A 1,770-nucleotide genomic window follows, 5' to 3' on the forward strand; every position below is an offset into this window, starting at 1 on the left:
AAGACCAGCTAAGCAAAGTCAAGTGAAATATTAAAAAATATTTTTATTAAAATTTTGCATAGCAAACAGACCGTTTTAAAACACGAACGGTTCCAAATACTGTAAAAGGTTAAGCTGTATGGGTAAGGAACATTCTGCAATGAATTTCAGGGTGTCTTTCCTCATATGGCTTTTGTTTTTTTATTACAGAAAATATATACCTAACTATCTTGTGCATTATCGCACCTAGAGCAACTTTAGGTTTTTTTGCTTTTAATTTGTTTTTATAATACTCTAAAATTATTTCATTGTTGGCTTCGCCGTTACGTTTTATACTTATTGCTGATAATGCTGCTGTATAGATTGCTCTTCTTCCAATATTACTTCCACGCTTTGACATACTATTATTTGAACTTTTAAAATTACCCGATTCATTTATTGATGGATCAATTCCAAGATAAGCAACTAAACTTTTTGAGTTTTTAAACCTATTAAAATCGCCTATTTCTGCAACCAACGTTATTGCGGTTAATTCTCCTATTCCGGGGATCGTTGTTAATAATGAAACATTTTGCTTTATGTCAGAAGTTAAACTAGTTGAATTTAACAAATTATTGATATCCTTCATTAATGAATCAATCTGACTCGTAAAAGCATTAATTATAGATATATTCACGTTTATTTTTATTGATAACTCTTTTAAACCTACTCCGATAGCGAGAGCATCTTTTGCTATGGATATCAACTTTAAGTATATTTTTTCGCACCAATCAATACTTCTTCTAGCGTTATTTTTTAGTAACTCAATAATTTTATCCTTAGCAGCATCCTTGATTAATGATGGTGATGGATACTTATTTAAAAGAGCTAGGGATGTTTTAGAACATGTATCCCTAAAAACTTTATTGTAATTAGGGAATATTACTCTTAAATCTGCTGATAATCTTTTTTTATATTGAGAACAATCATCTCTAAGTTTGTAATATTCTCTAACTAATGACTTAAGTAAATAATAATCAAAATCTATATTAGTAGAATACTTAATATTTTGAAATTTACCTATATGTGCAATTGATAGTGCATCTTTTTTATCATTTTTTACTTTTCTTATTGAGTTATTTTTGTTAGAATTTGTGATGAGTGGATTAATGATAAATACATCATTAAAAAATTTCTTTAAGTAGTGGAAAAGAGCTATATGGTACACTCCTGTTGATTCCATAAATATTGCAGGTTTACTAGAAAGTTCTTTTTCCGCTTTTTTTATTTCTTCAACTAAATAGTCAAATCCTTTGAGGTCATGATCGATTTTAAAAGATTTTCTATAAATATCGCCATTCGGTTCGACAATTGCTATATAAGAAAATTCAGCAGAAACATCTATTCCTATTGTTAAGTTATAAGTGAATGTTGCCATGTAATTATCTCCTCCTCATAAAATTGAGATAGAATAGATTATCCACTCTACCAGTTAGTCTATATCCTTGTTTGTGACACGAGTAATTCCTACTTAGGAAACTCAACCAGCTAATTATAGAATTCTACCTGATGGAATGATACGCTTTTTAACGGGTATAGTTTCAAAAAACTCCCAGGGGCTGGTCATCTATCTTCTATTCAGAACTATTTTACCCAGTTAAGTTTCCAATAAAATTCAATGAGAACAAATTTGCTATTAGAAATTTGAGAAATGCTTTTTAAGAATAATAAAAATAAATTAAGCTATAATATTCGTATAAAGAGATAAGAATTCTCTAATGAATTTTATAACTTAATCATACAAGGGGCTGT

The 1,770-nt window shown here is 28.9% G+C and carries 1 protein-coding gene; it reads right to left on the reverse strand.

Annotated features, from left to right (window positions below):
• Positions 1 to 109: 109 nt before the first annotated feature.
• On the reverse strand, positions 110 to 1,396 hold the full coding sequence (locus NNC19_RS23335; protein WP_310941087.1) for an IS110 family transposase: 1,287 nt from the start codon (positions 1,394 to 1,396) through the stop codon (positions 110 to 112).
• Positions 1,397 to 1,770: the final 374 nt, after the last annotated feature.

It is taken from the genome of Clostridium sp. SHJSY1 (assembly GCF_031626875.1).
In the GTDB taxonomy this organism is placed as follows: domain Bacteria; phylum Bacillota; class Clostridia; order Clostridiales; family Clostridiaceae; genus Clostridium.

Excerpts from the sequence above, each read along its gene's own strand:
- NNC19_RS23335 (WP_310941087.1), bottom strand. The coding sequence starts at position 1,396 with ATGGCAACATTCACTTATAACTTAACAATAGGAATAGATGTTTCTGCT.